This is a genomic window from Haloarchaeobius pelagicus, assembly GCF_051207375.1.
GTDB lineage: Archaea > Halobacteriota > Halobacteria > Halobacteriales > Natrialbaceae > Haloarchaeobius.
Map to the genome: position 1 here is coordinate 76,091 of NZ_JBPJZD010000004.1, position 23,714 is coordinate 99,804.

The 23,714-nt window shown below is 59.8% G+C and carries 19 protein-coding genes; 5 read left to right on the plus strand and 14 right to left on the minus strand.

Annotated features, from left to right (window positions below; all coding sequences use genetic code 11):
* Nucleotides 1-50: 50 nt before the first annotated feature.
* Nucleotides 51-1,475: a dihydrolipoamide acetyltransferase family protein gene (locus tag ACSC1S_RS21245; protein WP_435366066.1), complete on the minus strand. Its 1,425-nt coding sequence runs from the start codon at nucleotides 1,473-1,475 to the stop codon at nucleotides 51-53.
* A 126-nt stretch (nucleotides 1,476-1,601) separates the two neighbouring features.
* Between ACSC1S_RS21245 and ACSC1S_RS21250 the strand changes: the two genes are divergently transcribed.
* Nucleotides 1,602-2,060 (plus strand): MaoC/PaaZ C-terminal domain-containing protein, encoded by a 459-nt coding sequence (locus tag ACSC1S_RS21250; RefSeq protein WP_435320984.1) that lies wholly within the window; start codon nucleotides 1,602-1,604, stop codon nucleotides 2,058-2,060.
* A gap of 51 nt (nucleotides 2,061-2,111) precedes the next feature.
* Here ACSC1S_RS21250 and ACSC1S_RS21255 read toward each other — a convergent pair whose 3' ends face one another.
* The 7 genes from ACSC1S_RS21255 to ACSC1S_RS21285 form a co-directional block, all read right to left on the minus strand.
* The gene (locus ACSC1S_RS21255; RefSeq protein WP_435366067.1) at nucleotides 2,112-3,278 is read right to left on the minus strand and encodes an acyl-CoA dehydrogenase family protein; all 1,167 of its coding nucleotides are present in this window, start codon (nucleotides 3,276-3,278) and stop codon (nucleotides 2,112-2,114) included.
* 387 nt (nucleotides 3,279-3,665) lie between these two features.
* Nucleotides 3,666-4,634: an alpha-ketoacid dehydrogenase subunit beta gene (locus ACSC1S_RS21260; RefSeq protein ID WP_435366068.1), complete on the minus strand. Its 969-nt coding sequence runs from the start codon at nucleotides 4,632-4,634 to the stop codon at nucleotides 3,666-3,668.
* 2 nt (nucleotides 4,635-4,636) lie between these two features.
* Nucleotides 4,637-5,656, minus strand: coding sequence for a thiamine pyrophosphate-dependent dehydrogenase E1 component subunit alpha (locus tag ACSC1S_RS21265; protein ID WP_435366069.1), 1,020 nt, complete (start codon nucleotides 5,654-5,656; stop codon nucleotides 4,637-4,639).
* 124 nt (nucleotides 5,657-5,780) lie between these two features.
* A complete protein-coding gene (locus tag ACSC1S_RS21270) occupies nucleotides 5,781-6,983 on the minus strand; it encodes an iron-containing alcohol dehydrogenase family protein (RefSeq protein ID WP_435366070.1) in 1,203 nt (400 codons plus the stop codon).
* Between the two features lie 84 nt (nucleotides 6,984-7,067).
* Complete coding sequence (locus ACSC1S_RS21275) at nucleotides 7,068-8,066, minus strand: branched-chain amino acid ABC transporter permease (protein ID WP_435366071.1); 999 nt, start codon at nucleotides 8,064-8,066, stop codon at nucleotides 7,068-7,070.
* Nucleotides 8,066-8,974, minus strand: coding sequence for a branched-chain amino acid ABC transporter permease (locus ACSC1S_RS21280; RefSeq protein WP_435366072.1), 909 nt, complete (start codon nucleotides 8,972-8,974; stop codon nucleotides 8,066-8,068). The genes ACSC1S_RS21275 and ACSC1S_RS21280 overlap by 1 nt, the downstream gene beginning before the upstream one ends.
* 48 nt (nucleotides 8,975-9,022) lie before the next feature.
* Nucleotides 9,023-10,174: an ABC transporter substrate-binding protein gene (locus tag ACSC1S_RS21285; protein ID WP_435366073.1), complete on the minus strand. Its 1,152-nt coding sequence runs from the start codon at nucleotides 10,172-10,174 to the stop codon at nucleotides 9,023-9,025.
* 301 nt (nucleotides 10,175-10,475) lie between these two features.
* On the opposite strand from ACSC1S_RS21285, the gene ACSC1S_RS21290 reads away from it, so the two are divergent.
* Together ACSC1S_RS21290 and ACSC1S_RS21295 are read left to right on the plus strand one after the other, a co-directional pair.
* The gene (locus tag ACSC1S_RS21290) at nucleotides 10,476-11,219 is read left to right on the plus strand and encodes an ABC transporter ATP-binding protein (RefSeq protein ID WP_435366074.1); all 744 of its coding nucleotides are present in this window, start codon (nucleotides 10,476-10,478) and stop codon (nucleotides 11,217-11,219) included.
* A 1-nt stretch (nucleotide 11,220) separates the two neighbouring features.
* Nucleotides 11,221-11,931, plus strand: a complete 711-nt coding sequence (locus ACSC1S_RS21295; RefSeq protein ID WP_435366075.1) for an ABC transporter ATP-binding protein — start codon at nucleotides 11,221-11,223, stop codon at nucleotides 11,929-11,931.
* Nucleotides 11,932-11,945: 14 nt separating this feature from the next.
* Here ACSC1S_RS21295 and lpdA read toward each other — a convergent pair whose 3' ends face one another.
* Entirely contained in the window at nucleotides 11,946-13,358 is a 1,413-nt protein-coding gene (gene lpdA / locus ACSC1S_RS21300) for a dihydrolipoyl dehydrogenase (protein WP_435366076.1), read from the minus strand.
* Nucleotides 13,359-13,510: 152 nt separating this feature from the next.
* Here lpdA and ACSC1S_RS21305 point away from each other — a divergent pair, with 152 nt between their 5' ends.
* Nucleotides 13,511-15,187 carry an acetate--CoA ligase gene (locus ACSC1S_RS21305; RefSeq protein ID WP_435366077.1) on the plus strand — a complete coding sequence of 559 codons (1,677 nt, stop codon included), beginning with the start codon at nucleotides 13,511-13,513 and terminating at the stop codon, nucleotides 15,185-15,187.
* A gap of 152 nt (nucleotides 15,188-15,339) precedes the next feature.
* Here the strand turns inward: ACSC1S_RS21305 and ACSC1S_RS21310 are convergent, their stop codons facing one another.
* The gene (locus tag ACSC1S_RS21310; protein ID WP_435366078.1) at nucleotides 15,340-16,473 is read right to left on the minus strand and encodes a CaiB/BaiF CoA transferase family protein; all 1,134 of its coding nucleotides are present in this window, start codon (nucleotides 16,471-16,473) and stop codon (nucleotides 15,340-15,342) included.
* Between the two features lie 687 nt (nucleotides 16,474-17,160).
* Here ACSC1S_RS21310 and ACSC1S_RS21315 point away from each other — a divergent pair.
* Nucleotides 17,161-18,078 (plus strand): hypothetical protein, encoded by a 918-nt coding sequence (locus ACSC1S_RS21315; protein WP_435366079.1) that lies wholly within the window; start codon nucleotides 17,161-17,163, stop codon nucleotides 18,076-18,078.
* A gap of 45 nt (nucleotides 18,079-18,123) precedes the next feature.
* Here ACSC1S_RS21315 and ACSC1S_RS21320 read toward each other — a convergent pair whose 3' ends face one another.
* The 4 genes from ACSC1S_RS21320 to ACSC1S_RS21335 form a co-directional block, all read right to left on the minus strand.
* Nucleotides 18,124-19,107 carry an ornithine cyclodeaminase family protein gene (locus ACSC1S_RS21320; RefSeq protein WP_435366080.1) on the minus strand — a complete coding sequence of 328 codons (984 nt, stop codon included), beginning with the start codon at nucleotides 19,105-19,107 and terminating at the stop codon, nucleotides 18,124-18,126.
* Nucleotides 19,108-19,253: 146 nt separating this feature from the next.
* Nucleotides 19,254-20,699 (minus strand): aldehyde dehydrogenase family protein, encoded by a 1,446-nt coding sequence (locus ACSC1S_RS21325; RefSeq protein WP_435366081.1) that lies wholly within the window; start codon nucleotides 20,697-20,699, stop codon nucleotides 19,254-19,256.
* A gap of 220 nt (nucleotides 20,700-20,919) precedes the next feature.
* Entirely contained in the window at nucleotides 20,920-21,876 is a 957-nt protein-coding gene (locus tag ACSC1S_RS21330) for a hypothetical protein (RefSeq protein ID WP_435366082.1), read from the minus strand.
* A complete protein-coding gene (locus tag ACSC1S_RS21335; RefSeq protein ID WP_435366083.1) occupies nucleotides 21,876-23,531 on the minus strand; it encodes a hypothetical protein in 1,656 nt (551 codons plus the stop codon). The genes ACSC1S_RS21330 and ACSC1S_RS21335 overlap by 1 nt, the downstream gene beginning before the upstream one ends.
* Nucleotides 23,532-23,714 lie beyond the last annotated feature (183 nt).

A 23,714-nucleotide genomic window follows, 5' to 3' on the forward strand; every position in this document is an offset into this window, starting at 1 on the left:
ATGATAATATAGCTTGGGATTAGGTGACACCCAACAGGGATGATCGGTACTCACTCGGTGTGCAGAATCGTCGATGGCTGTTCCAGATATCCCGCCAGAGTCTGCAAGAACGCGCCCGCGTCCCCACCATCCAGTACACGGTGGTCGATGAGAAGGCTGAGCTGGACGCCCATCGCAGTTTCAACGCCATCATCGGTCTCGAACAGGGATGGTTTGCGCCGGCCGATGACGAGTATCGCGACCTCTGGCGGATTGATGATCGAGAACGCTGAGTCCATCCCGAGTGCACCAACGTTCGTCACGGTGAACGTTCCCCCCTGGAGGTCTGACGGACTGTGTCTCCCGTCGAGGACACGGTCGACGACAGCACGGCGAGATTCCGCGAGCGCGTTGAGCGACTTGCTTCCAGCGTCCTTGACGACCGGCACTAACAACCCATGCTCTGAATCGACCGCGTAGCCGACGTTCTTTTCTTCGATAAGACGGTACTCGTCATCCTCATACACTGCATTGAACTCAGGATGCGCTTCGAGGGTGAGGACAACTGCCCGAAAGAGTAAATCATTGACCGAGAGCGACGACTCATTCTTGCTAGCGAGCTCACCCACGACCCTTTCGACCGGTTCGATATTCACCGTCCTGTTCCCTCGGACGTGTGGTTTCTCTCTTGCACTTCTGGAGAGGCGGTTCGCCACCGTTCGTTCCACCCGCGATAACTCTCGGACCTCGGCAACCGTGTACTCGGCATTGTCGCCCGCCGGGTCGCCCGATGTCGTCGAGATACCCGACTCTGCGGGAGGTGGTGTCTGAGCCGTCCCGCCTTCCAGATGTCGCTGAACGTCCTCCTCTGTGACTGCGCCCTTCGGACCAGTTCCAGTGACGTTCTCCAACCCGATGGAGTGATCCGACGCGAATCGCTTCGCCTTGGGCGTCGATTTCACCGCCGAGGCTGGCGATGAATCACCAGCACCCTCGATGCTGGTCGGTTCTGTTTCAGCCGAGAACCGCTCGACGTCACTGACTGTAATCGATTCTTCTGGGCCCGTGGGCTTGATGTTCTCCAGTTTTTCGATACCCTGTTCTGCCGCAACGACTCTCGCTTTGGGGGTCACCCGCAGGTCTCCGTCGACGCTTGGAACCTGCTCCGGTTGCGATTGCATCGATTCCCCATCGTCCTCGGAGGCCTGCTCGGAACTCTCGTCTTCGGTCTCGTCAAGCGAGGGAGCTGTTTCACCTTCGCTTCCGATGGCAGCGATTGGGCGACCTGGTTCGATCGCGATCTCTTCACCCTCGTCGACGTATGTCGTGAGGAGAACGCCTCCCGTGGTCGCTTCGATATCCACTGCGGATTTATCCGATTCGAGAATCGCGATCACGTCACCGCTCTGAACCCGATCTGGTGGTGCTACTCGCCACTCGACTATCTCGCCCCTATCACTGAGCCCCAGTTTCGGCAGTCTGACTATGGTTGCCATGCTAGCTCGTGTCTCTTACCAGCGATTCAAACAGAGACTACAAAAAGATACCGTCAGGAGCGGTGTATCTATCTGTCACGGTCCGAGAAAAAGGGCTTTGTGTACAGCCACACCAGAAAAAGTCGTATGCCCTACAGCTATCAGCCGCATCACTACGAGGATTTCGAGGTCGGGCAGGAGTTCGTCAGTGTCGGCCGGACGATCACCGAAAGCGACCTCGTCGACTACGCGAGTCTCGGCGGTGACTGGACGGAGCTCCACACCAACAAGGAGTATGCCCAGGAGCAGCACTTCGGTCAGCGGGTGGCTCACGGCCCCCTGACGCTCACCATCGCGATGGGCCTTGCTGCACGGTGCGGCTTCATGGAGCGAACCGTGATGGGGTTTCTCGGCATCGAGCGGATGGATTTCCCACAGCCAGTGTTCATCGGCGACACGCTCTCTGCGGAGTTTACCGTGACCGATCTGAACGAACTCGAGTCCAGAGACGATGCAGGTGTCGTCGCACTCGAATTCGACGTCGAGAACCAGGAGCAAGAACGAGTATTCGACAGCGAAATGAAATTCCTGGTCGCCCGCGACTGAATCCACATGACCGTTTCTACGCCAGCACCTCACCTGTGAACTCGGGGAAGCTCAGTAGGAGCGCGGGAAGCCGAGGTGCTGTGCGATGAAGTTGTACGCCATCTGCTGGGTGACCGGAGCCAACCGGGTGAGGTTGATCTCCCGCCACCAGCGTTCGACGTGATACTCTTTCGCATAGCCCCAGCCACCGAACGTCTGCATCGAGTGGTAGACGGTGGGAATCGCAGCCTCGATCGCGGCGGCCTTGGCGATGTTCGAATCGTACCCGGACGGCTCACCGTTATCGTACTTCCACGCTGCCTTTTCCATCATCGCTGATGCCGTCTCGACCTGGGCGTAGTGCTCTGCGATGGGGAATTGAATTCCCTGATACTGCCCGATTGGCCCATCGAATACCTCACGTTCGTTCGAGTACTCGACGGCGTGTTTCGCCGCGAGTCTGGCTGTCCCAGTTGCACCCGCCGCGAACGCGATACGCTCTGGGTTCAGCGATTGAGTTAGCTGCTTCCACCCGTTGCCTTCCTCACCCAGGAGGTTCTCTTCGGGAACACGAAGGTCGTCGATGAACACTTCACACGACCGAGTATAGTTGAGCGCATGTTTCGGAATCGGGCTCACGTCTATCGCGGGGTCGTCGAGATCCGCGATGAACAGACTGATGCCGTCATTCTTGTGTTCGACCTCGTCGGCTGGCGTCGTCCGGGTGACGAGGATGACGTGGTCTGCGAGGTCGGCCATCGACGTCCAGACCTTCTGCCCGTTGATCACGTACTCGTCTCCATCCTTCACAGCGTGTGTCGTGGTGTTGAGGGTGTTCGACCCTGAATCTGGCTCGGTGATTCCGATGGCGAAGGTTCGCTCGCCGTTTGCGATTCCCCGGAGGTACTTCTCCTTTTGCGCGTCGGTCCCGTACTTGGAGATCTCCAGCGGGCACATCGTCGCATTCACCACCATGAACCATGCACCTGCGAGGCCACACCCTTCCTCGCAGAGTGTCTGCATCGCGATTGCCATCTCCTGCATGCCCATCCCTGCACCGCCGTACTCTTCGGGAATCAACAGCCCGTGGAACCCTGCTTCGGTCAGTTCATCCCAGTAGTCGTGGGGGAACTTCTGTGCCTCCTCGTGTTCGCGCCAATATTCCGGGCCATAGTCGCTGGCGATTTCTGACGCAGTCTTCCGGATCAACTCGTGCTCTGGCGTCTCTTCAAAATTCACGGTCTAACACGATTGATTTGTGCGCTTGGATTTCACTTAACAGTTTCGTAGGTTCGAAATTTGCGGTATTCGGTCTGTTGTCTACACTTCACCCGCATGTGTGTTATTACCATACACAATACTGGAATCGTGGTTTGATTTTGCAGGGGTATCAGAACAGGCGGAGTCTCAAAATAACACCCTAAGGGCGTTATTGCTGGCGTGCGTCTCCCCGATTTCCAAAACCAGCTCTTGGATTTGCAAAACCGGTATACAGACTGTCATTCCGGATGATTCGAGGAATGATTGAGAGCGTTGACACCCCAGACCGACCACACCCCTGAGCCGCGGCTCGGAAGACACAGCTGCGGTGAAAACCAGCGAGAGAAAAAAGAGCCGGGGAGAGAATCAGAAGACAGACCGAATCGCGTCAATAATCTCGTCCGTCGACGGAAGGACTTCCTCTTCGAGAACCGGGCTGAACGGGATGGGAACGTCATCCACACCCAAAACACGGGGCGGCGCGTCGAGACTCCAGAACGCTTCCGTCGCCACCTTCCCTGCGATGTGTGTCTGCGTTCCGTACCGAAGTGGCGTCTCGTCGACGACCACGAGACGGCTCGTCTTCCGGACGCTCTCGTAAATGGTCTCCATATCCAGGGGTGCGAAGGTTCGTGGATTCACGATCTCGATGTCGATCTCCTCTGCTAGCTCATCAGCTGCTTCGACCGTCCGATGGTACATCTGTTGGCTTGCGACCACCGTGACGTCACTGCCCGTCTGCTCCACAGCAGCCTCGCCCAGTGCGAGTGTGTACTCGTCATCTGGAACCTCCTCCTTCGCCCCATACAGCGCCTTGTGTTCGAGGAAGATGACGGGGTTATCATCACGAATCGCGCTCTTCAGAAGTCCCTTTGCATCGTATGGCGTCGACGGCGCGACGACCACCAGTCCCGCCTGGTGTCCCACCCACGCCTGGACCGATGCAGAGTGTTGGGCAGCGGCACCGACGCCTGCACCACTTGGTGCTCGAATCGTGAGCGGGGCCTCGAGACGCCCACCGGACACGTACGGTTGCTTTGCGATCTGATTGACCGTCTCGTCACCGGCTGTCGCGAGGAAGTCGGCGAACTGTAGTTCGATTACCGGACGAAGTCCACCCACGGCTGCACCGAACCCATGACCCGCAATTGCGATCTCCGAGAGCGGCGTATCACGAACCCGCTCCTCACCATACTTCTCTTGCAGCCCACGAGTCACGCCAAACACACCGCCGTATTCACCGATGTCCTCACCCGCGAGATACACCCGTTCGTTACGCTCGAGCTCCTCGTCGAGGGCCTCGTTGATTGCGGCCGAAAATGATTTCTCCGACATTCTCACTCACCGTCCTCACTGTCCTGACCATAGAGTGGGGTCTTGTACAGGCCTTCGTACGCTGCATCCGGGTCTGGGAAGTCGCTCGTCTGTGCGAAATCCACGGCGTGTTCGACCTCCTCGTCCACCTCTTCGACGAGCTGGTCGTACTCTGACGCAGTGAGCCGCCCCATCTCGATAAGCTTCTCCCGGTACTTCTTGACCGGGTCGAAGTTCTCCCGAATCTCCTCGATGTCTTCCGTCCGATAGCGCTCTTTGTCGCCCACGTAGTGGCCTTCCAGACGGTGGAGTTTGTGCTCGACTACGCTCGGTCCATCACCGCGCTTCGCACGGTCCAGTGCTTCTGAGATGGTTTTATACACTGTCTCGACTTCGGTCCCGTCGATCGTGACTCCAGGTATTCCGTACTTCTCCGCATGCTCGGCGAGGTTTCGGGGCTTGACACGGCGTTCTGTATTGAACGACAGCGCGTATCGGTTGTTCTCGATGACGAAGACGACCGGTAGCTCCCAGACGGATGCAAGGTTCAACGCGGTGTGGAACGTCCCGCGGCTGGTCCCCCCATCGCCGATCGTGGAAATAACAGCCTGGCCGGTGTCGAGCATATCCTGCGAGAGTGCCAGGCCTGCTCCGGGGTTGACTCCCTGCCCAATCGTCGCCGCAGAGCCATACAGGTGGTTGTCTACGTCCGAGGCGTGCATATGGCCACCCTTGCCATAGTTAGTGCCCGTCACCTTCCCGTACACTTCCGCGAGTAACTCGTCCATCCCCACACCGGCCGCGAGCACTTGCCCATGGATACGCGCGCCACCGAGGGCCCACCAATCATCGCTCTCTCTTGCGACACCGATCCCCGCGTGTGACGCCTCGTGACCGTTCGAGACGTGCATAAATCCGGGGACGTCGCCTTCACTGTACAGTTCCGAGACGCGGTCTTCGAACCGTCGAATCCGAACCATTTCTCTGAGGAGCGTCCGAGACAAGGCCTCGGAGACAGCTCCCTCTGGTGCGCTATCTGACATACGTCGTAATCAGTGAGACCCTGAGAGCACCAATAAAGGTTTGGTCGACAGAACGACCATTCGGAACTGCACGGACAGTGGGTGTTCGGTCTCTCGGACTCGATTCCTGACCCCGTTTTCGCCCTTACCAGGCGTCTTGCAGTATCTCGAACGCCGCATCGGCATCGACAGGCCGTGGGTTGGCCGCCATCCCGGGGTCGTGTGCGGCGTGCTCGGCCATCTCTCGAACGTGCTCATCCGGCATCTCGTCGACGCCAGCTTCGCTCATCGACCGTGGAACTCCCAGTCTCTCCTGGAGGCTGTCGATCTCGGAGAGCATGGTCTCCAGTCGTTCTTCGTCCGAACCGCCCTCCTCGATTCCCATCGCGTCTGCGATGGACATCACCCGGTCAGGGACGGCCTCGAAGTTGTATCTGATTCCGTGTTGCAACAGGATGCTGTTCCCATCCCCATGCGAGATGTCGTGGTACCCACAGACGACGTGGTTCATCGCGTGGTTGATGCAGTACCCCCCGATGATACCGAGCGCACTCAGTGCCGACCCGTAGAGGACCTTCTCCATCGCTTCTTCGTCGTCTTCGAGCACCGCTGCTTCGAGGTTCTCGAACAGGAGCGTGGTCGCTTTCTCCGCCGTCGCCTGGTAGAACGGATTGTCTCCAGTGACCGCAGAGTACCGCACCTCGACAGCATGGTCAAGCGCGTTCATGCCTGAACTCGCGATAGTGTACGATGGCGTCGTCGCAGCGAGTTCAGGGTCGTAGAAACAGGCTGTCGATCGGACCTTCTCGTCGACGAGAACTTTTCGTTCCTCGTTATCGAAGTCGGTGACACCGAATGCCTCACTGACCTCTGCGGCAGACAGTGTCGTCGAGATGGCAACGACAGGGTCCTTCGGTTCCGGCATCGGTGGGACGTCCAGTTGCCCACCGTCAGTAATTGTGGCTTTGAGGTCATCCCAGCTCCGACCCTCCTCTGCGTCTTTGGCGACGATAGCTTTCGCCGTGTCGCTTGCACTCCCCCCACCAACACTGATGATACAGTCTGCGTCGTATTCCCGCTTCAGTTCGACCCCTCGGTCCGCGCTCGACTCGGGCGTCTTCGACCGGACACCTTTGTAGATGTGGACGAGCCTGTCGCCAACCGCATCGTCGATCCGTCCCATGACAAATTCGTTCGCCCCGACGTTCTCCCCACAGATGAGCATCGGTCGTTCCGCGCCGATCTCATCGAGAAGCGAGGTCAGGTCCTGTACACACCCCTCCCCGTAGAAGAAGTGGTTCTGTTCGTACTGGTGATGGGAATCTAGGGCCCATATCTGCTCGGACATACCACGTGCAAGTGTGTCACAATCTATCATAAGTGTATGTGGTGTGCCCCACTCGACCCAATCGTGAAATAAAGTCCGCCGTGATTAGCCGGTGAACCGGTCGAGAAGCGCGTGGATGCCGAAACCAGCATCCTCAGATTCGCGAGCGGATTCATACAGGCCGTAGACACCGCGAGGTGCGAAGAGGACCACCAGCATGATGACCGCGCCGAACACGAGCCGCCAATCATCGGTCGCATGTTCGGTGAGCAACTCCTGCAGTGAGAGGAACACGAGCGCACCAACGACGGGGCCACCAAGGGTTCCGATGCCACCTAAGAGCGTGATGAGGACCACTTCACCGGAGATCAGCCAGAACAGGATATCAGGCGTCACGAACCCATAGAGGGTCGCATACAGCCCACCCGCAACACCGGAAATCGCCCCAGAGATGACGAACGACCCGAAGAGGAACCGGTTGACGTCGTATCCCAGATGCCTGGCGCGCGCTTCGTTCTCACGTATCGCGGTTAGCGTTCGTCCGAACGGTGACCGAACCACACGACGAACAGCGAACCACACCAGCACGAGTACGAGGAAGCCGAATACGAAGAAATCAGCTCCCCCAGTTGCCGGATCAATCGGACCCAGCGACGCATCGAACAACGGGAGCGATAGCCCGTTCAACCCGCCGGTGACATCCTTCCACTGGAACACCACGTAATAGACGATCTGTGCGAGTGCGAGGGTGATCATGGCGAAGTAGATACCCCGCCGACGAAGGCTGATCACGCCGATGACCACGCTGGTGAGTGCAGCGATGATGGTACCGGCAATGATGCCGAGGTAGAGGTTCTGCACGACGTGCTGGGTGAATAGCAGCGTCCCGTACGCACCGACACCGAAGAACGCAGCATGGCCGAACGAGAGTTCGCCACCGTAGCCGAGAAGCAGGTTGTAGCCGACAGCGAAGACGGCGAACACCAGGACTTCACCCGCAATAGTCCAGCCAAAGAGCACTGGCGTCACTGCAAGTCCAAGCGCGACCGCAAGCAGTGGAAGTCCCCCAGTGACGCGGTGGCGCAGGTCCAGTGAGGCGACCATCAGTGAAACACCCCCTCCTCCCCGAAGAGTCCGTGGGGCTTCACGAGGAGGACGACAGCCATGAACACGTAGATGATGACGTTCGCTGCCGGCGAGTATACCACACCCGTCAAGACGATGAGTTCACCGATGAGAATGCCCGAGATGACCGTCCCACGGAAGCTTCCGATGCCACCGATAACGATGACGACGAACGCTGGGACGAGCAATTCGATTCCGAGCGTTGGATACGCTCCGCGGATTGGGCCGATGAGCGCACCCGCAACTCCCGCGAGTGCCGTTCCGATCGCGAATACGACCATGAACACCCAGGAGATGTCGATACCGAGCGCATCGACCATCTGTCGGTCCTGTGTTCCTGCTCTGACGATGAGCCCGAAATCCGTTCGCGTCAGGAACAGGTGGATACCGAGAATGAGCACGGCAGAGAGACTGATGACGAACAGTCGGTAGGTCGGGTACGAGAAGAGGACCAGGTCCACAGAACCAGTCCCCCAGTCAGGGATGGCGAAATTCTTTCCACCGGGTCCCCAGACCGCCTCGACACCAGCCCGAAGGAATTCAGCGAGCCCGAACGTCAACAGGACCTGCAGGAGGACGTTCTCGCCGTATATCCGCCGCAGCCCGACCCGTTCAAACGCGACACCGAGGACTGCGACGACGAGGGGCGCGACGACCAGTCCGGCAAGCAAACTACCGGTCACGCCCACGGTCGCCCACGCAACGTATGCTCCAACGAGCAGGAGGTCCCCGTGCGCGAAATTGATGATGCCCATCATCCCGAAGATTATCGAAAGACCAAGCGCGATGAGGACCAGTATCATTCCGAGCACGAGCCCGTTGAAGGTCTGTGTGAAGTAGTAGCTGACACTCTGCGCGACGACGGTCGGTAGTTCAGTGTGTATCATCGTATGGAAGGACCCGAATGATGGGTATCTGAAAGTCGGTCGACAACGTTACGACATCGTGCAGCCGGTCTCCTCGCACGGCCGCATGTACTGTTCGAGTTGTTCTGGGACCGAGACGATGTCGAAGATATCGCCGTTCTCGACGTCGGCTTCCGCTGGAGGCAGCCCCTGAATCGTCATCGTCGGGGCCGTTGCGCGATGGTCGCACTCCCTGATACGCTCGCCCTGGTTCCAGATCTGTGGGTAGATGCTCTTGCCCTCCAGTTCACCACGGAGGGTCGCAGAGTCGGTCGAGCCAGTCTCTTCGATGGTGCGGAGCATCATCCGCAGTCCACAGTAGTACGCCGGCGTGTACGACAGCGGGATTTTCCCGCCGGAGCGCTCTTTGAAGTCGCTCACGAACGAGTTGTTCTCCGGCGTATCCAGTTTCCAGGAATACGCGACGCCGCCGTAGAGGTTCTCGTACGAGAAGGTATCCATCCCAACCTGCTGGGCGAAGGCGACGGTCGTGGACGGGACCGTGATGATGGTGTCTCCATCCATGAGGCCGAACTCGTCCGCCTGGCTCAGTGCTCGAATCTGGTCTCCCCCGTACTGGGTGATGTTGATGATGTCCGCGCCAGATTCCTTCGCCTCGGTGAGCGATTGGGAGAAATCACTGGTTCCGAGTGGCGTGAACACGTTTCCCGCGTACTCAGCGTTGTGTTCCGGGATGAGCGTCTCCTTGTTGTACCCCCGGATAGACTCACCCCAGGAGTAGTCGACGGTGATCTCGAAAACGCTCGACCCCATATCGTTTCTGAGTGCGTGACCCAGTGCTGCATTCGTCTGCTGAACAGCCCCATCAGACAGGATGAACGTATTCGACATGCACTTTTCACTGGTGATGGTCAGGTCACCAGCCCCACCCATAAATATCACATCCCGTCGTTGGGCGAGCTCACCCAGCGCCATCGCAACGGCACTGGAGATGTTCCCCGCGATGAAGTCTGCCCCGTCGTCCAGATGCTGTTGTGCATTGGCCTGCGCCGCAGAGGGCGTGGATTCGGTGTCCGCCATGAGGAGCTCGACTTCGGCGGTCGTATCACCTGCTTCAATGGCGTGGTCGACCGCCATCTCCATCGCGATCTTCTGTCGCTCTCCGCTGATCGAGTAGGGGCCACTCAACGGAGAGAGCCCCCCGATGGTGATCTTGTTCACTCCACTGTCCCCGCCGGAAAGTCCACCGAGACATCCTGCTGTGAGCCCGGCTGCGCCAACAGACGCCGTTTTCAGTAGACTACGCCGCGATGGCCTCGATGGCTGTCGCTTACCGCCACCATTACCACTAGCATTGTCTGCCATTACCACGACAACCATTGTCGTTATTGTATATAAGCATTCCTCACGAAAGTTAACAACCCTCCTGCAGGGGCCGTATATCGGGGGTTTCAGGGTCCGTAGCATCTTTCCAGCTGATGCGGCGAAACACTTAATCCGTCAAGCGGCACTTTGTGAAACGATGACAGAGACAGTCCTCGAGACCCGTGGGCTCGTCAAGGACTTCGGAGGCATCACCGCCACCAACGATGTCTCGGTGTCCTTCTCCGACGACGAACTCCACGCCATCATCGGCCCGAACGGCGCTGGCAAGACGACGTTCTTCAATCTACTCACGGGGACACTCACTCCGACAGAGGGCAGTATTCACTTTCTGGGAGAAGATATCACGGCACTGTCTCCAGACGAGATCGCCCAGCGAGGGCTGATCCGGTCGTACCAGGTGACGCAACTGTTCGAGAACCTCACCGTGCTTGAAAACGTCCGCATCGCCGCGCAGTCACGGCACCATTCATACGACCTCTGGCACGATGCCGATTCGTTGGTCGAACCGCGTGAGCGAGCAGAGTCGGTTCTCGACCGACTGGATCTGCTTCACAAACGGGACGTCATTGCGGCAGAACTCAGCCACGGGGAGCAACGCGTTCTCGAGCTTGCTATCGCCCTCGGAACAGACCCAAAGCTGCTACTTCTCGACGAACCGACTGCCGGGATGAGCCCGGAAGAAACCGCCGAGATGATTCACATCATCGACGACATCGCCGAGCGGGTTCCGATCGTCCTGGTCGAGCACAAGATGAGCGTCGTTATGGAAGTCGCAGACAGGATACTCGTGCTCCACAACGGTCGTGCCATCGCTGATGACACGCCCGCCGCCGTGCGAAACAACGACGAAGTCAAACGAGTCTACCTCGGGGAGGCGTGAGATGGCATTCCTCGAGCTTACGAACGTGAACTCCTACTACGGCCGGAGCCACATCCTGTACGACGTGTCCATGTCGGTCGAATCCGGTTCGCTGGTGACCTTGATCGGAAGGAATGGGGCCGGAAAATCGACGACACTCAACTCCATCATGGGTCTCGTCACACCCAAATCGGGGTCAGTCACCTTCCGCGGTGAAGACGTGACGGGGGCCGAACCACACGAGACGGCCAGGCGTGGGATCGCGATAATCCCCGAGACCCGACGCGTGTTTCCTCACCTGAGTGTCGGTGAGAATCTTCGGCTCGGGTATGTCGGCCACGATGTCGAACGACCCATCGACAGTCTTCTCGACGAGGTGTTCGAGTATTTTCCTCGGTTGGCCGAACGGGTCGATCAGCCCGCTGGACAGATGAGCGGCGGCGAACAGCAGATGCTCACCATCGGCAGAGCACTCATGTCAGAACCCGACCTCCTGCTCATCGACGAACCGACCGAGGGACTGATGCCGACGCTTGTCGACGAGCTCGGGGACATCCTGGTGGACATAAACCGAGACGGAACGACGATGCTACTCGTGGAACAGAACGTCGAACTCGCCTTGACGATCAGCCAGCATGCATACGTTCTCGATGAAGGCGTTATCACGTTCGAAGGGGACAGCGATGCCGTCCGCGAGAACCAGGAGATCAAGGACCGATACCTCTCCGTGTGACCCCTCTTTCCTGGTCAGGTTCCTGGCCAGTGAATCGGCGTCCCGAAGACATCCTCTGCACTTTCCATCACTGCCTCCGAGAGCGTCGGGTGTGCATGAACGGTGTTCGCGATGTCGGCGATGGTCAGCCCATTCTGGATAGCCAACGTGGGCTCAGCGATGAGTTCGCTCGCTTCGGGTCCGACGATTGCGGCCCCGAGGAGGCGGCCAGAGTCTGCCGCGGCAACTAGGCGTACGAATCCCTCGTCGGTGTCAAGGGAGAGGGCGCGACCGTTTGCCGACAGGGGAAACCGACCGGTTACCGGGTCGAACCCACGCTCTCGTGCTTCTGTTGCTGAGAGACCTACCGTCGCGACCTCGGGGTCGGTGAAGACGACCGCAGGGATACTCCGTCCTTCACGGGTCACATCCATTCCTGCGACGGCATCCGCAGCCACCATCCCCTCCATGCTCGCTTTGTGCGCGAGCATCGGTTCCCCTGCAACGTCACCGACCGCGTAGATGCCCTCACATGGCGTCTCTCCCGTGGAGTCCGTCGGGACGACCCCCTGTTCAGTCAGTTCCACCTCGAGGGAATCCAATCCAAGCGAGTCGGTCACTGGCTCACGACCGACGGCAACGAGGACGGCTTCACAATCGTATTCGTACTCGTTTTCATCCGCATCGACGGCAGTCAGTGAGACGTGTTCACCGTCGTGTTCCCAGTCTTTCACAGCCTGTCCGAACCGGAGTTCGATACCCAACTCGTCCGCACGCTGTTCTACAGCAGCTGCAAGTTCAGCATCATACCCGGGCAGGACCTGGTCGAGCATCTCGACCACGGTCACCTCAGCGCCAAGTTTCCGAAACACCGTTCCAAGTTCCATCCCGATGTAGCCACCCCCGACGACGACCAGCTTCGACGGGACGGTAGATAATTCGAGCGCCTGTCGCGAGTCGAGGATCGGCCCATCGCCGACGTCGAACCCGTCGAGTGTCATCGGCCGGCTGCCCGTCGCGATAATCGCGTTCTCGAACTCGATATCCAGTGTGCCATCTGCAGTCTCAGCACGTGCAGTACACTCGGTCTCGAATGTGACGTGACCCTTGATCAGCGAGATGTCGTTCTGTTTGCAGAGGCCTTCGACTCCAGATGTGAGCCGGTCGACCACACCGTCTTTCCAGGCGGCCAGTTCAGCTATGTCGACGTACGGGTCACTGTAGATTCCCATCTCGGTTGCCGCCCCGGCCTGATGCACGCGGTCTGTTGCACTGATGAGTGCTTTCGACGGGATACATCCGTAATTGAGGCAGGTCCCACCGACAGCGTCTGCATCTGCCAGGGTCACGTCGAGCCCGTTCTGAGCAGCACGGATCGCTGCGACGTATCCACCTGGGCCAGCACCGATGACTAACAGCTCTGTCTGCTCGGGTTGAACCGAACTCATGATGTCTGATACCTAGCTCTCACAGCTACCTACTAAACCTTCGCGTCAAATGCTGTGCAGTCGATGACGCCGTCACCTCGACGAAACCCCCATAATAATATTGATAATATAGGGAATATTTATCTGTGTTCACGTTGCCGTCTAATGTGACGATGGTTAGCCAAGAGATGCCAAACCACACGGCTGACGATTACGACTCAGTGTGTGATTCGTTCAGCTGGGACTCGTATCGTGAGGCGTGTGACTGGGACGGGGAGACAGAATTGAACTTCGGGCACGAGTCGGTCAGTCGCCACACTGGAGAAGACCGCGACAACCTTGGACTCATCTGGCGAGGTGAAGATGGAAGCGAAGAGCGATACACCTTCGGAGAACTGGATGACGAATCCAACCGAGTCGCAAACGTCCTCGCTGACGCAGGTGTCTCCCGTGGAGACCGGGTATTCACCTACATGCCCCGCATTCCTGAGCACTACTTCAGTATCCTCGCGATTCTGAAGACAGGCGCTGTGTTCGGATCGATCAACTCGCGCTACGGGGTCGACGCAACAGAGTACCGTCTCGAAGATTCGCGAGCAACTGTCGTCGTTACCGTCCCCGAGTATCGAGACACGATCGCCGAAGCGACCGAGAACGTCGACAGCGTCGAACACATCGTCGTCGTCGACAGAAACGACGAGGGCGTGGACGATGACGATCTGGACCTGCTTGCAGAGACCGAAGGGGTGTCTACGGAGTTCGATACCGCAAAGACCGGTCCCGAAGACCCTGCGCTTCTGTACTACACGTCCGGGACGACCGGGCCAGCGAAAGGCGTCCTCCACGGTCATAAATTCACCATCGGCAACGCTGGATTCACCGACCTGCCGTGCAACATGGATCCCGACGAGGACCTGTACTGGAACGTCGCAGACCCCGGGTGGCTTACTGGTCTGCATCCACTCGGTGCCTGGTTCTGGGGTGTCCCAACGCTCATCTACAGCGGTGACTTCGACCTGCAAGAGTGGGTGAGCATCCTCGACGAATACCCCGTCAGTATCTTCTTTGCGGTCCCGACCGCGTTCCGGGTCATCATGAACAACGACGAGTTGCTCGACGATATCGACAACTCCGTCGAGACGATCATCTCCATGGGCGAACCCCTGAACCCAGCCGTCATCGAATGGGCAGAGGAGCGATTCGGTGTCCCCATCCTCGACGCCTATGGGACCTCGGAAACGTATGGCATGACGGTGTCGAACTACCTGTTCCAGGACGTCAAGCCAGGAAGCATGGGTCGGCCCCATCCGGGAATCGACGTGAAAGTCGTCGAACCGGGGACGATGAACGAGATCGAACCCGGCGAAATCGGTGAGGTCGCCATCGGTGAGTATCCCTGTACGTTCCTCGAATACTGGGAACGGCCTGAGAAGACCGAAAACGCGACCCTCGATGGGTACGTGATGACGAGCGACCTCGTCGAACTCGACGAGGAAGGATACCTGTTCTATCAGGGTCGTGCTGACGACGTTATCCTCTCTTCGGGGTACCGGATCGGACCGTTCGATATCGAGTCCAGTCTCGTCGAGCATCCCGCGGTGGCCGACGCAGCTGTCGTTCCAAAACCCCACGAGGAGAAGGGCAACATCGTGAAAGCGTACGTCGTCCCATCCGAGGACACCGAACAGACTCAGGAGGTCATTGACGACATCAAGAACTTCGTTCGGGAACGTCATGCAGCCCACGAATACCCGCGAGAGATCGAGTTCATCGACGAGCTGCCGATGACGATGACCGGCAAGATTCGGCGGACCGAACTCCGCGAACGCACGTCAGACCCGACTGCCTGAGCCAGCCAGCGAGCCATCGACACCGGAGCAAGCGCCCGAGACTCCCAGACAGTCGACTCGACTCCTGGCTGTGCCGGGAACTGTGACAGCCACTTCCGTGCCACAACAGGCTGTCTACCTCTTGTTCAAGTGAAAATGTACCGCTCGATTGTTCAGTACCCTAGTTCCTCAAGCACTTCGTCGGTGTGCTCTCCATGCGCTGGATACTCGAAGAGTTCGTCTTCCAATCCATTCGCGGTCTTCACGGGGAATACCGGGTGCGGGACTGAACGCCCGTCCGGTCCCGTCTGTACGAGACCCCGAGACGTGATGTGTGGGTCCGAAAGCGTCTCCTTTGGTGTGTTGACAACGCCAAAGGGGACCTCTGTTCCTGTGAACTCTGCTCTCCACTCGCTCCTCGTTCGGGTTCTGAATACCTCTCGAAGCTCACTTTCGAGGGCTTCCCGAACGGCACCATCGGAGGACATGTGTTCGTCTACGAGGTCCTCACGACCGATAACGGAACAGAATTCCCTCCAGAACTTCGGTTCGAGTGCAGCGAGCGTCACGTATCGCTCGTCGGCCGTCTCGTACACATCGTAACAGGGGTATTTCCCCGTGAGTGTGGTCTCCCCCGGGCGAGGGTCGTTTCCACACAACGCTTCCAGTGTAGCCACCTGGCCGAAGGCGTATCCAACGTCCGTCATCGAGACATCCAGGTAGTTTCCTGCATTCTCCGGCTGGAGGTGCTGGCTGAGCAACTCGCTTACGATACTGAAGCCCGCAAAGAGACCGGCAGCAAGATCGGCCATTGGGAACCCGGGGACTGGCGGGCGATGGTCCTCGTCATGTCGGGTCATGTCCAGTAGCCCTGCGACCCCTGCGTAATTGAGGTCGTGTCCGGGCTGATTGCGCAGGGGACCTGTCTGTCCATAGCCAGACAGCGAACAGTAGACGATTTCAGGATTTTGCTCTCGAATCGACTCGTAGTCGATACCGAGACGTTCTGCAACACCGGGCCGGAAGCCCTCGAAAAACACATCGGCAGTTTCCACGAGCCGGTACAGTCTCTCTAGCCCTTTCTCTGATTTCAGGTCCAAGACGATGCTTCGTTTCCCTCGATTGACCGCCGTGAAGAGTGCGCCAACGTCTTCTGGGGTCGACGGAGGCTGGTTTCGGGCGTAGTCACCCACATCTGGGTCTTCGACTTTGATTACATCGGCACCCATCTCCGCCAAGAGTTGTGACGTGTACCCTCCTGGAAGAAGTCGAGTGAGGTCGATGACTCTAATTCCGTCGATTTGCATACCAGATTGCTCAACGTGTGCCTGTATAAATCTGTGTCACCGGATACGCGTGGTGTCGCATCAGGATTCTGAGCAGGTGACTTATCGAGGCAATAGGGTTGCATGACTGTGGTGCTTCTGGGAATCTATAACGGCCCAATATACCAAAGTCACATACATGCCACAAAGACAATTAAATGCCATTTGTCGGCTTCGCTCTGAATCATACTACGATTTAACTATATCTGTTGTATAAGATTGTGGCCCCCCATTGGCTGTTTATGAGTATTTGAACACCAAGCTCTGGACAGATGCAATTTACTATGAATATTGTAAGTATTTGTTTTTGATGCAGAGAACAGTTTCCCTACCTCACTAGCGAGAAGTAAAATCCAATAAGCACATCGCGAAAGGCTCTCATCTACTCTGCTGAATCACCTCGGCATTGTCTAGTAAATGATAGCGAATGACCCCCATTACGGTCAACCGACGCGGGCTACCCGGGTGGCTGCATCCCTCTCTGGGCTCGCCGGAAAACCCAGTCTCCCTATCGTCGCGGTTTCCATCGACTAGCTCGGTGAACAGCGCAGCCCGCAGCTAGCTATTTCCCCGCCGACGGTGGTCCCATCTACCGAAATGCTTTAGTGTCGAATTCGATGACGATTCTCCGTGAAGAGACTGTTCAGAAGCGCCGGTTACGCGGCGTTAGTGGCAACGCCGAGCGCGCTGCTCGTCCGCACCCTCCTCGCCCGAGATAGTGCCCCCGTGGCAGAGCTGGGGGTTGGTGGCGGGCTCCTGTTCGTCGGCGCAGTAACCGTCGGCATCGAGCAGGAGCGTGTCTTCGACGGAATCGTCGAGTGGGAGTTCGATACCGCCGATGTCGCGGACGGCTTCGCCATCGTCATCGCTGCAGGCATCACCTATGGTCTAAGCGTCCACGCCGGTCTCGGACCCGTCGTCTCCTCGGCGCTCGTCGGCCTCGGCGCGGGCCTGTGGCTACCGGAAGTGGACACCGCCGCCTATTGCGGGTCGTTCGTCGGGATGGTTTCCCCGACTGTGTTCCCGTCCGTTACACCCGTCCTCGTCGCGGCACTGCTCGCCGGCGTCGCCTTCGTCGCTGCGCGCGGAACGTTCACCGGGGTCGGCGGGAAACTCGGGACACTGGCACTGTTCGGCTGTCTGACTGCAGGGATGGTGACTGGCGTCGACTACGCAGCCAGCACCGCACTCCCGTTGTCCAGCATCGCATTCGTGGTTCCCGTGACGGCGGTCGGTGCTGTCGTGACCTTCGTCGCGAGCACCCGTTTCGGCCTCGGACCGGTGGTCGCGTCGGCGCTTGTCGGCCTCGTGGCAGGTGTATCCCTGCCTGTCGTCTCGCCCAATCTGGGTAGCGTGCTCGCTTCCGCGGCGTACTGCTCGTCGTTCGTCGGGATGTCTTCGACCGAGCGCCTGGAAACCGAAGCATCGGTTGGTCTGGCTGGAGTGCTGTGCGGCGTCGTCTTCGTGACGGTTGCGCCGGCGTTCGCTGGAGCTGGTGGGAAACTCGGCACGACCGCCTTTATCGCCTGTCTCACCGGGGTTGGCGTGACAGAACTCAGCACGACAAGAGAGGTATTCGCCCGGTAGGTCTTCGAGACGGATCCGTCGATTCGCTGGCCGCCGGTGTCGCTCTCAGTGGAACTCGAACTCGGAGACGGAGCCGCGTCCCGCCTCGTTCCCATGGACGAGTTCTGCGAGTGCGATATCCAGCGAGCCCATCCCGATCGGCACGAAGAGGACTCGTCCGTCCGAGTCGATTTCTGCCTGGTACTCGTCCGCGAGGACGTCGCCGATGGTCGAGTCGATACTGGTCCGGTCGAGCTCGCCCCGGTCGGCTGCATCAGCGAGCGTTCCTCGCTGCAGACACTGCTCGACGTCGTCGACGATGAGGTGGTCACAGCCGAAGATCGTTTCGTCGGGCAGTTCGCGATACGAGCCCAGTGCGATGACGAGTCCCGGGTCGTCGAGCCATCGTTCCTCCAGGACGGGCGTCTTCGAGTTCGTGACCGTGATCACGGCATCACTCGATGCGACGGTCTCTGGCGAATCGTGGCTGACGACATCGGCTTCGACCTGCGCATCCATTTTCTGCTCGAATGCGCGAGCGGTGTCGTCGTCCGTGTCGAACACACGGAATTCGTCCACTCCGACCAGTGCGTCGATGACGTTCAGCTGGAACTCCGCCTGGAAGCCGGCACCGAAGACGCCGATAGACGCCGGTCTCGTGTGTGAGAGGCGTTTCAGGCCGACGACCGACTGGAGTGCGGTCCGGACGCCGGTGAGGTACATTCCCTCCATGACCGATTTGAACTCCCCGCGGTCCAGGTCGAACAAGAGGATGCGGGAACTGATGGGACGGTCGGTCTTGGCATCCCAGGTCGCGACCGCCCACTTCATCCCGGCGACCCCCATCCAGTCGACGTAGGCTGGCATGTCGATGGAGAAGGCGTTCTTGTTCGGCCATTCACCGTCGTCGCCGAGGTGCATCGTCATCTTCGGGGGGTTCAGCACCCGCCCGTTCGCGGTCTCGACGTACGTCCGTTCGACCACCTCGAGCGCAGATTCGAGCTGGATGTGCCGCTCAACGTCACTCTGTGAGTACAATTTCGTCGCCATTCTTTGGTAGGTATTGACAGTCAGTGTGTCTCGTTTTACTGTTTTCGTCCCGGTACACGAGTTCTCCCGACCCGATTCGGGAGCTGACGCGTCTGGTCAGCGCGGAACAGGCAGGCGGCTCCGACCCGACCACATGCTCGGCACAGCTACGGGTCCGTGCGGTACACCACCTTCTCGTGCGTGTAGAACTCGTAGGCACGCTGGCCCATCTCCTTCTGGGTCTCCGCGGACGACGCTTTCATGCCCCCGAACGGGAGCTGTATCTGAGAGCCGGTCGTCGTGCCGTTCACCTTTATCACGCCGGCTTCGACCTGTTCGGTGAAGGCGCGGGCGCGGGCCATGTCACTCGTGAAGATACTCGCGGACAGACCGAAGTCGACGTCGTTGGCCACAGAGACGGCCTCCTCGAAGTCTGCGACCTCGATAATCGAGAGGACCGGACCGAATACCTCTTCCTGGGCGATACGCATCTCGGAGTGCACGTCGGTGAACACGGTCGGCTCGATGAAGTAGCCCGACTCCATCTCCGCCGGGCGGTCCCCGCCCGAGACAAGCGTCGCACCCTCGTCGGCCGCGACGTCGATGTAGTGGAAGTTCGACTCGTCTTCGCCCTCGGAGACGGCGGGCCCCATGTCGGGGTCTTCCATCCCGGGGCCGATGGTGAGCGATTCCGCGCGCTCGACGACGGCCTCGGTGAGTTCGTCGGCGATGTCCTCGTGGACGAGGAGCCGGCTCGTGGCGGTGCACGCCTGGCCCGTCCCGCCGAACGCGCCGCCGATGGCGGCCTCGGCTGCCGCGTCGATGTCAGCATCCGGGAGCACCACGAGGGGGTTCTTCCCACCCATCTCGGTCTGGACAGGGATGCGGTCCGCGACCGTGTCCGCGATGTGTTGGCCGGTGTCCGTCGACCCGGTGAACGAAACGCCGTCGACTCGCTCGTTCGTCGTCAGTTCGTCGCCGACGGTCGACCCGGAACCGACCACGAGGTTCACTACGCCGTCGGGGACCCCCGCCTCGTCGAGAATCTGGACGAGCAATCGGGCGATCATCGGCGTCTCGGAGGACGGTTTGAACACGACGGTGTTCCCGGTCGAGAGCGCCGTCGCGAGCTTCCAGCTGGGTGTCGCGATGGGGAAGTTCCACGGCGTGACGATGGTAACGACACCAAGTGGTTCTCGAAACGTGTAGGTGAAGGTGTCCGGGTCGTTCGAAGGGATGGTATCGCCGGTTGCGCTCCGTGCGTAGCTTGCGAAGAACCGGAATATCTCTGCTGCGCGGCCGACCTCCCCGCGGCTCGAGGAGATGGGTTTCCCCTCCTCGCGGGTGAGTGTCTCCGCTAGTTCCTCCTGTCTGGCTTCGATACGGTCTGCAACGTCGTAAAGGAGCGAATCACGCTCTGAGGGCGCAGTGTTACTCCACTCCTCGCTCGCGTCGTCCGCGGCGGTGACCGCACGTACCGCCTGTGCTCGACTGGCACCGTCGAAGGTGACGACCGGTTCCGCTGGTGCAGCGGGGTTCCGGACTGCGATCTCGTCGGTGCTTTCGCCATCGGTCCATTCGCCGTCGATGTACTGGAAGTTCGTATCTGTCATGTGCGTGCCTGTGTGCTGTGTGCGACAGCTGGCGCTCGCAGGGGTGGTCAGCACCCGGGCCGGGGAGGCCGGTATCGGGACAGACTCGGTACCCGGCCGGTCGGGGTGCCTGGGAGACGAAGCCGTCGCTCTCGTCGACCACGCCTGACGAACCAGTCACTGTGACTGGTGTTACCAAAAAGCTGTAACCGAACCCTCCTAAAAATTTCGGTGACGCGGTTCAGTCGTTCAGGCCGAATCCAGCGCCCTTCTCCGAGCCCTCGAACGGCGGGGCCAGCACCCCAGTGTTGAATTCGAAGACGTCCTCCCATCGCTGGCGGTCGACCTCGACCCCGTCGTTCATCAGCGTCTCGACCCGGCCCTCGATGCGTCCCGGGCGGAACACCGTCTCCAACGAAGTCTCGTGGTCGTCGACGAACCGTTCTGGGATGCCCTGGAGCCCGTCCGTGAAGCGTGCGTGGGTCGGGTCCAGACAGAGGACAACGACACCGGGGTCGGCCTCGGACCCTGCCGTCGGCGACGGTTCGGTCGCCCCCTGGAGGAGTCGCTTCAGCAACCGTTCATCGGCGAACGAGAGCTCTGAGTCATCGGCCCTGTCGAAGACTGCCTGCGCAAGGGGCGTGTGGTGCTGCTGGTACAGCCCCGATTCGATGGCGTCCACGATGTCGACGAAAGTCACCGCGGGCGACTCGAGGGCGACCTCGGCCAGAAGCGGATACGGACGGTCGGGCGACCCGATGTATGCCCCCGACTGCTCGCCACCATCGGTGTACAGGACGAGCGGAATGAGGCCACGCTGGGCGACTCTGAAGGCCGCGTGGCCGATGGTCGCGAGCGTCTCGTCGTCCGCGGGGATGGTCGCGTACCCGAGACCGACACCGTGCCGTTCTGCATGTGAACAGCTGAGGTCGACCGTGGCGTCCATCGAGACGATACTCGGCTGGTCCGCTCCGTCGACGACCGAGAACAGCGAGCCCGACTCACGCATGCGCAGTGCCGAGCGGTCGTACGACGGGAGCCCGTCGAGCATCGAATGGAGTGTCGAGAAGCCCGACCCATGATACGCTTCCGTCCACCAGATCGCCTCTGCCCGCGAGCGGGCAGTCCCCTTCGAGAAGTCGGCCGCGGCGAAGCAGCGTTCGGCGAGTTGCAGGACCTCCCTGATGCTGACCTGCATCAGGCATCACCCCAGTGCTCGCCCCGGTCCGGTTTCGGTGGATAGACCCAGTAGGCGTCCTCGCCGTTCGCCACTTCCTCGCGGAGGGGCGCACCCTGGAAGAACGTTCCCCGAACCCAGCCCTTGGACTTGGGATGTGCCTTCTGGATGCCCCAGATGGCCTTGAGACAGGAGATGTAGTGCAGCGGAACCACGTCCGCATCCAGGGGGTTGTCACGCACCTCTGCGTACGAGAGGCCGTGGATGGTCTGGATGCGTTCGACGATGTACCGGTGCCCGGGGTGCTCGAACAGGAATTCGGCGACCGTCTCGGCACCGTCGGCATCGGACAGGTCGGCGGCGAGGCGCTGAACCTGTCGGGCGATATCGACCTGGAGTTCGTACTCGTCGTAGTCGTCCTCTCCCCGGACGCCCAGCCGCGGTTCCTCGTTCTCGATAGACCGGTACCAGAAGTAGTGCTGGGCGTCCGGTCGGCTCAGGTCGATGTCCAGCGCCCACTGGTAGTTCTCCGAGAGCAGCGTTTCGAGCGTCGAAAGCGACATTCCCGGTTCGATATCGGTCTTCTCGGAGACGGTGAGGGAGGATTCGAGGCCGCGACAGACCTCCGGATGGACGTCGATGAGCAACGAGTGACACACCTCCTGGGTCTCCATCTCCAGGGCGTCGCCTGCCCAGTCGCAGAGACGTTCCCACAGCGTCGAATCGTCGGCATCACGCTCCAGGTCGTCCAGTCGGGCACCGACCTGGGCCAGTTCGTCGGCGATTCGCTCCTTGTCGGTGAAGAAGTGTCGAGTGTCGCTGTCGTCCTCGGCGAACCAGTGCTGGGCCTTCGCGAGGACGGCCCGGAAGCGCTCTACGTCGGCGTCGTCCGGGTCGGTCGCCTTCGCCCGCGCCAGCGCCACCTCCCTGGCTCGGAGCCACGCGTGCATCAACTGGGGATGGGTGATGACGTGCTGGATGATGCCGATACCGGAGGAGTTCCCCGTGCCGAGATACCGCTTGATATCCGCGTCGAGGGTGGCCGCATCGGCGTTGCGAGCCTGTGCCATCTGTTCGGCCAGGTCGTATCCGAAGACCCGCAGCATGTAGACGGTGAGCATCTGCGCCATGTAGGGACCGCTCAGGGGGTGGTCGCCGTCGAGCGCCTTGAACACCTTCGTCCCGTTGAGACCGTTCCCGTAGTAGCCCGACGAACGCATGAGGTACCCGCCCGTCGCGAGCAGGTCGATGTCCGGCTGGTGCCCCGCAGCCAGCGACTCGATGATGTGGTCGAAGAAGCGGGAGCTTCGGTTCGCCCGCGTCCAGATGAGGACCTCGGGAGTCGCCCGGCCCCGCATCACCTTCGGCAACTCTGCGTGCTGCTGTTCGATGAGGTCCTCGGTCGCCTCACCCTCGCAGAGGAACGCACGGATGTCCCAGTTCTCCGCGATGATGCGGGCGGAGTTCTCTCCCTCGCCGGTATCCTTGGAGAAGACGACGAACGAGAACTGTCTCGACGGGGTCTCGATGCGATAGACAGCGCGACCGTTCCCCGCCTCGTCGAAGCTGAGCTCACTCGCCTCGATCTGCCACTTCTCGCGGACCATCTTGTCGACCAGCAACCGTGCGAAACTCAATCGCGTCTGCTTCAGGGACCCCAGCCGTTCGGGCTGCATCAGTTCTGACGGATCGCGAAGCGCGTTCACAGGAGATCGACACTGCTGTTGATCCGTGCTCATTGTACGCAGAACATCTGCTTGCCAACATTAATAACTTTTGTTAAGGACAATGACTGGCATGGTATCGTGGTGCACGACCCGGTGAGTTCTCGGGCACACAGGACACCGCGGAAGCGCGGG

Coding starts and splice junctions, on each gene's coding strand:
- ACSC1S_RS21250 (WP_435320984.1), top strand. CDS start 1,602: ATGCCCTACAGCTATCAGCCGCATCACTACGAGGATTTCGAGGTCGGG.
- ACSC1S_RS21265 (WP_435366069.1), bottom strand. CDS start 5,656: ATGTCAGATAGCGCACCAGAGGGAGCTGTCTCCGAGGCCTTGTCTCGG.
- ACSC1S_RS21280 (WP_435366072.1), bottom strand. CDS start 8,974: ATGATACACACTGAACTACCGACCGTCGTCGCGCAGAGTGTCAGCTAC.
- ACSC1S_RS21310 (WP_435366078.1), bottom strand. CDS start 16,473: ATGCAAATCGACGGAATTAGAGTCATCGACCTCACTCGACTTCTTCCA.
- ACSC1S_RS21305 (WP_435366077.1), top strand. CDS start 13,511: ATGGTTAGCCAAGAGATGCCAAACCACACGGCTGACGATTACGACTCA.
- ACSC1S_RS21275 (WP_435366071.1), bottom strand. CDS start 8,066: ATGGTCGCCTCACTGGACCTGCGCCACCGCGTCACTGGGGGACTTCCA.
- ACSC1S_RS21270 (WP_435366070.1), bottom strand. CDS start 6,983: ATGTCCGAGCAGATATGGGCCCTAGATTCCCATCACCAGTACGAACAG.
- ACSC1S_RS21320 (WP_435366080.1), bottom strand. CDS start 19,107: ATGGCGACGAAATTGTACTCACAGAGTGACGTTGAGCGGCACATCCAG.
- lpdA (WP_435366076.1), bottom strand. CDS start 13,358: ATGAGTTCGGTTCAACCCGAGCAGACAGAGCTGTTAGTCATCGGTGCT.
- ACSC1S_RS21325 (WP_435366081.1), bottom strand. CDS start 20,699: ATGACAGATACGAACTTCCAGTACATCGACGGCGAATGGACCGATGGC.
- ACSC1S_RS21290 (WP_435366074.1), top strand. CDS start 10,476: ATGACAGAGACAGTCCTCGAGACCCGTGGGCTCGTCAAGGACTTCGGA.
- ACSC1S_RS21245 (WP_435366066.1), bottom strand. CDS start 1,475: ATGGCAACCATAGTCAGACTGCCGAAACTGGGGCTCAGTGATAGGGGC.
- ACSC1S_RS21330 (WP_435366082.1), bottom strand. CDS start 21,876: ATGCAGGTCAGCATCAGGGAGGTCCTGCAACTCGCCGAACGCTGCTTC.
- ACSC1S_RS21295 (WP_435366075.1), top strand. CDS start 11,221: ATGGCATTCCTCGAGCTTACGAACGTGAACTCCTACTACGGCCGGAGC.
- ACSC1S_RS21260 (WP_435366068.1), bottom strand. CDS start 4,634: ATGTCGGAGAAATCATTTTCGGCCGCAATCAACGAGGCCCTCGACGAG.
- ACSC1S_RS21335 (WP_435366083.1), bottom strand. CDS start 23,531: ATGCAGCCCGAACGGCTGGGGTCCCTGAAGCAGACGCGATTGAGTTTC.